A 5,852-nucleotide genomic window follows, 5' to 3' on the forward strand; every position below is an offset into this window, starting at 1 on the left:
TTTATCAAAATACATCTGCACCCAAGGTGGAATCCCTGATATCAGAGTCATATTTTGATCTGCGGTTTCCTCGACAATTTTATCTACTTTGGCTTCCCAATCTTCCATACAATTGGTTTGCCAACTAGGCATTTGATTGGTCCTTAAATATGCCGGAACATGATGATTTGAAATACCAGATAAGCGACCTGTCAGGATATCGTTCTTTTTGTCCATCACAGGGCTTCCGGAAAGAAAAATCAGTTTACCATCAAGGAATTTGGATTTACCCGTTTCATAAACATAATTTAACAAAGCATCTCTGGCACTATTAATCATCAAAGGAGTGGACTCCTTTGTCATTGGAATATATTTAGTACCTGAGGTTGTTCCTGATGTTTTCGCAAAATAAAGGGGAATACCTGTCCAGAGGACGTCTTTTTGTCCATTTAGAATTCTATGGACATAGGGGGCAAGCCCCTCATAATCTCTTACAGGCACTCTCGCTTTAAAATCTTCGTATGATTTAATGGAAGAAAAATCATGGTCTTTACCAAATTGAGTATCTTTGGCTTCCTTAATCAGATAATTGAATACTTTTTGTTGTGTTTTTATCGGATTTGCTGCCCATCGCTTCTGTTTACCTACTACATAACGGGCAAACGGCTTACTAAAAAATGATCTAATTCCCATTATACTCCAATTGGATTAAAGTCCCTCTCCAAGGTGCAGGAATGGTTTTCAAATGCTCCTTATAAAAGATTTGGCTCTACTAAGTCTTAAAATTAAGGGATTATTTTAACTAAACGTAATGATTGGGGAAAATAGTGAGTAGTAAATAATTAATAATGAATAATAAAAAATGAATAATTAAGAATTAAATAATGAAACATGAATAAATCCCTAGACTGCGGTAAAAAAGGATCCCTTGAGACGGGAAACTACTTGTGGAAATAAAAAATAGTTTAGGAAATATACCCAAAGGAAACCTAAACAAAAGTGAGGGTGGATTAAGCCGATTTCACTCTTAATTTTTGTTTCAAATCATTTACGGCTTCTTTATATTTAGGATTTGTCACCATTTGGCTATTTACAGATTGTACGGCATGAATTACGGTGGAATGATCCCTTCCTCCAAAGTGATAACCTATAGATTTAAGAGAATGCTCCGTACACTCTTTGGAGAAATACATAGCCACTTGGCGAGCCACCACTACGTCTCTTTTTCGGGTCTTGGATACAAGTTTTTCACAATCCACCCCAAAATATTCAGCAACGGTTTTCTGAATTAAATCAATATCTACTTCAGTTTCATTTTCGGGAATGATATGCTTAAGAGTACTTTTGGCCAATTCCAAATTTACTTCTGTACGGCTTAAAGAAGCATGGGCGATTAATGAAATTAAAACCCCTTCCAATTCTCGAATATTTGTATCCACACTATATGCCAAATACTCAATTACTTCTTCGGGAATAAAGATTCCATCAGCCTCCATTTTTCTCTGAATAATGGCAATACGAGTTTCATAAGCCGGGGTTTGAAGGTCGGCGGTAAGCCCCCATTTAAAACGGGACAACAATCTTTCTTGCAAACCTTTTAAATCACGAGGAGGACAATCACTGGTCATAATGATTTGCTTACCATTTTGATGCAAATGATTAAAAATGTGAAAAAATATCTCCTGAGTTTTTTCCTTTCCCGAAAGGAATTGCACATCATCAATTATCAAAACATCTACCTGCAGGTAAAAATTAGAAAACTCCTGTACATTATTTACCTTTAAGGACTCAATAAATTGACTGGTAAATTTCTCAGAGGAAACGTATAAAACAAATTTCCCCTCCTGCTTTCGCCTAATTTCATTTCCAATAGCTTGTACCAAATGTGTTTTTCCTAATCCTACTCCTCCATATAACATCAAGGGATTAAAGGAGGTGATTCCCGGTTTATTGGCCACAGCCATACCCGCAGAGCGTGCCAAACGGTTACAGTCTCCCTCAATATAAGTGTCGAATATATATTGTTTATTCAAATTCGAGGGGATCTGGCTGGTATCCACCTTTCGCATTGCAAAAGGGTTATTCAGTGTAGTAACAGGGGAGTGCTGCCTGGAATAAGAATTGTGATTTCCAAATTGATTGGCCGGCCGTGTAGTCGATGAATTACCCTGTGGATAATAAGGTCGACCACTACCTGTTTTTTGCCCAGGTAAATTCACCACATAGGGTTGATTTTGATTATTCCCTTTATCTACAATTACTGAATAAGCCAGACGTCCTTTCTCTCCAAGCACAATATCAATTGCTCTTCTAAGCAAATGGACATAGTGCTCCTCAAGCCACTCATAAAAAAACTGGCTGGGCACCTGAATAGTCAGGACATTATCCTCCATTCTTAATGGGGAAATCGGGGAAAACCAGGTTTTAAAGGCCTGTTCGTCCACTTTTTCACTTATCACCTGAAGGCATCTCGTCCATGCTGTATTACAATCCAATTGCATTAAAGAGAATTAAAAGTCGAAACTTAAAAAATCAATAATTAAAAAAGAAAGGGTTTCAAATTTGCTAAAAAAATCACTAACAAAAAAGGGAAATTTATTCTAGAAATTAGGAAACCTTCACCACTTCACTTCTAGTCACTTTGCTTTTTGATTTTCTATGAAAATTAAAATCAATTCTTCCTAAATTTATACCTGACCAACCCACTTGGTTTATTAAAACTTTGTTACCGGAAGGGGATTTTACTACTGTGGGTTTGTCTAAAAAAGTATGAGTATGTCCTCCAATGATCAAATCAATCCCATCTACTTTTGCTGCCAATTTCAAGTCGGAAATAGTGTTATCTTCATAAGCATAGCCTAAATGAGAAAGGCAAATAATCAGATCACATTCCTCATCTTTCAGCTTTCGTACCATTCCTTTGGCCTTCAAAACAGGATCTAAATACAAGGTTTTTCCATAGTTTACATTTGGAACCAAACCATCTAATTCTATTCCCAGACCAAACACACCTATTTTTAGGGCTCCCTTATTAAAAATTTTATAAGGTTTGAAATTATCTTTTAAAATAGTGTCAGAAAAATCATAATTGGCAATTAGGAAATCGAAACGAGCATGGGGTAATTGCTTTTTTAAACCTTCCAACCCATTATCAAAATCATGATTGCCCAAAGTGGTGGCATCATACCCCATCTCACTCATTAATTTATACTCTAGTTCTCCACCGAAGTAATTAAAATAAGGTGTACCCTGAAAGATATCTCCCGCATCCAATAAAAGGACATTTTCCTCTTCAGCTCGTATCTTTTTAATAAGAGTCGCTCGTTGGGCCATTCCTCCCAAACCTGAAAGTTTTCCTGATCCTTCCGGAAAAGGTTCAATACGGGAATGAGTATCATTGGTATGAAGAACAGTTAGTTTAACTCCCTTCTCCTCAGCCCAAGAATCTAAAGGCAAGCCCGCAAGCAAACTTACCCCAGCACCTCCTATGAGGGATTTTCTTAGAAAACTTCTTCTGTTAATCATGATTTAATCCTGGATTTTAACTCTACCCTCAATTTGGGCATCTGCCACTTTGCCTTCTGCATCCAATTTCCGAATGTATTCTATGATGGCATCACGATACAATACATTTAATTTTTTCACCCTTTCGGCATCCTTCAAAAAACGCATTTTATCTCCTCCATTTGCCAGGTAATCAGAAATAGCCAAGGTATAAGTTCTATTGGCATCAAAAGGCTGACCACCAATAAAAAGACGTTTTACTTCCCCTTTTCTAGAGGTCACTACTACACTATTGGAAACCGCCAGGTTTTTATGTTTAACTAAATAATCAAATAATTCTCGCAACTGCTGAGCATTGAGTCGAAGAATATAAATGGTATTTTCAAAAGGCATTAACTCAAAAATATCCTCCACTTCCAATGGACCTTCAGTCAGTGGAGTTCGTAGTCCCCCTATAGTGATCGCTCCCAAATCCACAGATTGTCCTAAGTATGCACTTCCCATTTCCTGGGTAAGATCAGCCACAAAATTACCCAAAGTAGATTCTACAGGCTGGACTGTAAGAGTTTTGGCAGCTTTACCAATATATTGGTGCATTTCTGCATCTACTTTCTTTTTATAAGGCTTAACCATTGCCGATATAGCGCTATCCGCTTCTATACCTTTATTAACCTGAACTCCCTGAGCATTGGACTTATAGGAAGTCTTTTTTATTTTCGGACTACAGGAAAAGAGAAAAATAAGAGAAAGAAGGAATAATACGTTTTTTTTCCACATAACCAACCAGTTCTACAACCCACAATTTAACTAGGATTTAAAAATTACGAATTTGCATTTTTAGGGAAAAGCAATTCGTAATAATCTCTAACTCAGTCAAGGCCTAAATCAAAATAAATCCGGCGCAAAAATAAGATTTTGATTAGTAAAATGTGTGGATTCTGCTTTTTTAGTTTGTTTTTTTAATAAAGAAAAAAAACATCCGAGCACAACTATCTTAAAATCAACCCATAAACATTGGCTTCCTTAAAAAAAATATTTCAGAATTTGTCCTGATCAATTGAAATTCACCTAAGCCCTTCTTATCTGGGAATGATAAAATTTGTGAGGGTGAGTTCTTAAGGCGCAAAATTTTGTGTCTCCGTCTTATAGTTTTGCTTTCAATAAATTGGGTAAATGGGGTTTGAATGATTATTTTATGGAATGAGGATTGAAGGCTTTAGAGATGCTCTAAAAGGCAAAACCTTGTGTCTTTACAACTCATGTGTCAATAGAGGAACTATTTAAAAATTCGTTTCAGTACTTCTTCTTTATAGCTTTTTCCTATAGGTATCATTTTCCCTGCCACTTCAACTTGGTTTCCTTCCAAGGTTTTAATGTTGGCCATAGAAACAATATAGGATCTGTGCACACGAATAAACTGTTCATAAGGAAGGCTTTCCTCCAAGCTCTTCAGTGACTGTAGGGCGATTATTTTCTGATCTTTAGTATGATAACGCACGTATTCCTTCAAGCCTTCAATATACAAAATGTCATTAAGTTTAACCCGGTAAAGTTTATGATCGGCATTAATGATGATGAATTCTTCTGTTACTTTGGTTTCCGGCAGAGGCTCAGGTATTTCCTTCTCTCCTTTCTTCACTTCCTTCTTCAATTTAATCAATTCACTAGCTTTATTAACACTTTGAACAAATCGTTCAAATGAAAAAGGTTTCAATAAATAATCAGTCACATCCAATTGATACCCTTCCAAGGCATATTCGGGATATGCAGTAGTAAAAACAACTACAGGTTTACCAGGAAGTGTTTTCAAAAACTCTATTCCAGTTAATTCGGGCATTTGAATATCCAAAAACATAAGGTCTATGGCTTCCCCCTGTAGGGTTTCCATTGCTTCCAACGGATTTTTGCATTGACCGACTAATTCCAATTGGGGAATTTTTGAAATATACTCCGACAATAAAGTACGAGCCAACTGCTCATCATCCACGATTAAACACTTAATTTTCATTTAAAGTAAAATTGTTAAGTTAACCTTAAATTCATCTTCATTTTGGACAATCTCCAATTCATGTTGACCCGGATAAAGTAACTCTAGGCGACGACGAACATTCTCCAAACCAATACCTCCCACTTTATCTTTGGTAAATTCCCTTTTATGCAAACTATTGGAAATAAAGAAATGTAATAGAGAACCCCCTTTTTCCATTGTTATGGCCATTTTTATCCAACCACTTTGAACATTCTCAATATTACTGTGCTTAAAACTATTTTCAATGAAAGGGATTAGTAACATGGGTTCAATTTTCACCCCAGTATCATCCACTTTAACATCCAGTGAAATTTTATCAATCTTATCATCCTTTAACTTT

General features: G+C 36.2%; 5 protein-coding genes and 1 pseudogene. All 6 read right to left on the reverse strand.

From position 1 onward, the window contains the following. Nucleotides 1-672, reverse strand: a 672-nt coding sequence (locus E1171_RS09070) for a GH3 family acyl-acid amido synthetase (protein ID WP_187696357.1), incomplete at its 3' end; no start/stop codon positions are given. 317 nt (nucleotides 673-989) lie between these two features. Next, nucleotides 990-2,480: a chromosomal replication initiator protein DnaA gene (dnaA, locus tag E1171_RS09075; RefSeq protein ID WP_155205690.1), complete on the reverse strand. Its 1,491-nt coding sequence runs from the start codon at nucleotides 2,478-2,480 to the stop codon at nucleotides 990-992. Between the two features lie 106 nt (nucleotides 2,481-2,586). Then, complete coding sequence (locus tag E1171_RS09080) at nucleotides 2,587-3,501, reverse strand: bifunctional metallophosphatase/5'-nucleotidase (RefSeq protein ID WP_187696358.1); 915 nt, start codon at nucleotides 3,499-3,501, stop codon at nucleotides 2,587-2,589. A 6-nt stretch (nucleotides 3,502-3,507) separates the two neighbouring features. Further along, nucleotides 3,508-4,260 (reverse strand): 5'-nucleotidase C-terminal domain-containing protein, encoded by a 753-nt coding sequence (locus E1171_RS09085; protein WP_155205692.1) that lies wholly within the window; start codon nucleotides 4,258-4,260, stop codon nucleotides 3,508-3,510. Nucleotides 4,261-4,759: 499 nt separating this feature from the next. Then, entirely contained in the window at nucleotides 4,760-5,491 is a 732-nt protein-coding gene (locus E1171_RS09090) for a LytR/AlgR family response regulator transcription factor (RefSeq protein ID WP_155205693.1), read from the reverse strand. Beyond that, nucleotides 5,492-5,852: pseudogene (locus E1171_RS23770) on the reverse strand (sensor histidine kinase); the annotation flags it as partial. It abuts the gene before it with no gap.

It is taken from the genome of Xanthovirga aplysinae, from assembly GCF_009711365.1.
Taxonomy (GTDB): Bacteria; Bacteroidota; Bacteroidia; order Cytophagales; family Cyclobacteriaceae; genus Xanthovirga; species Xanthovirga aplysinae.

What these genes read in the sequence shown, in the direction of transcription:
- dnaA (WP_155205690.1), bottom strand. Translation starts at nt 2,480, where the DNA reads ATGCAATTGGATTGTAATACAGCATGGACGAGATGCCTTCAGGTGATA.
- E1171_RS09085 (WP_155205692.1), bottom strand. Translation starts at nt 4,260, where the DNA reads ATGTGGAAAAAAAACGTATTATTCCTTCTTTCTCTTATTTTTCTCTTT.
- E1171_RS09090 (WP_155205693.1), bottom strand. Translation starts at nt 5,491, where the DNA reads ATGAAAATTAAGTGTTTAATCGTGGATGATGAGCAGTTGGCTCGTACT.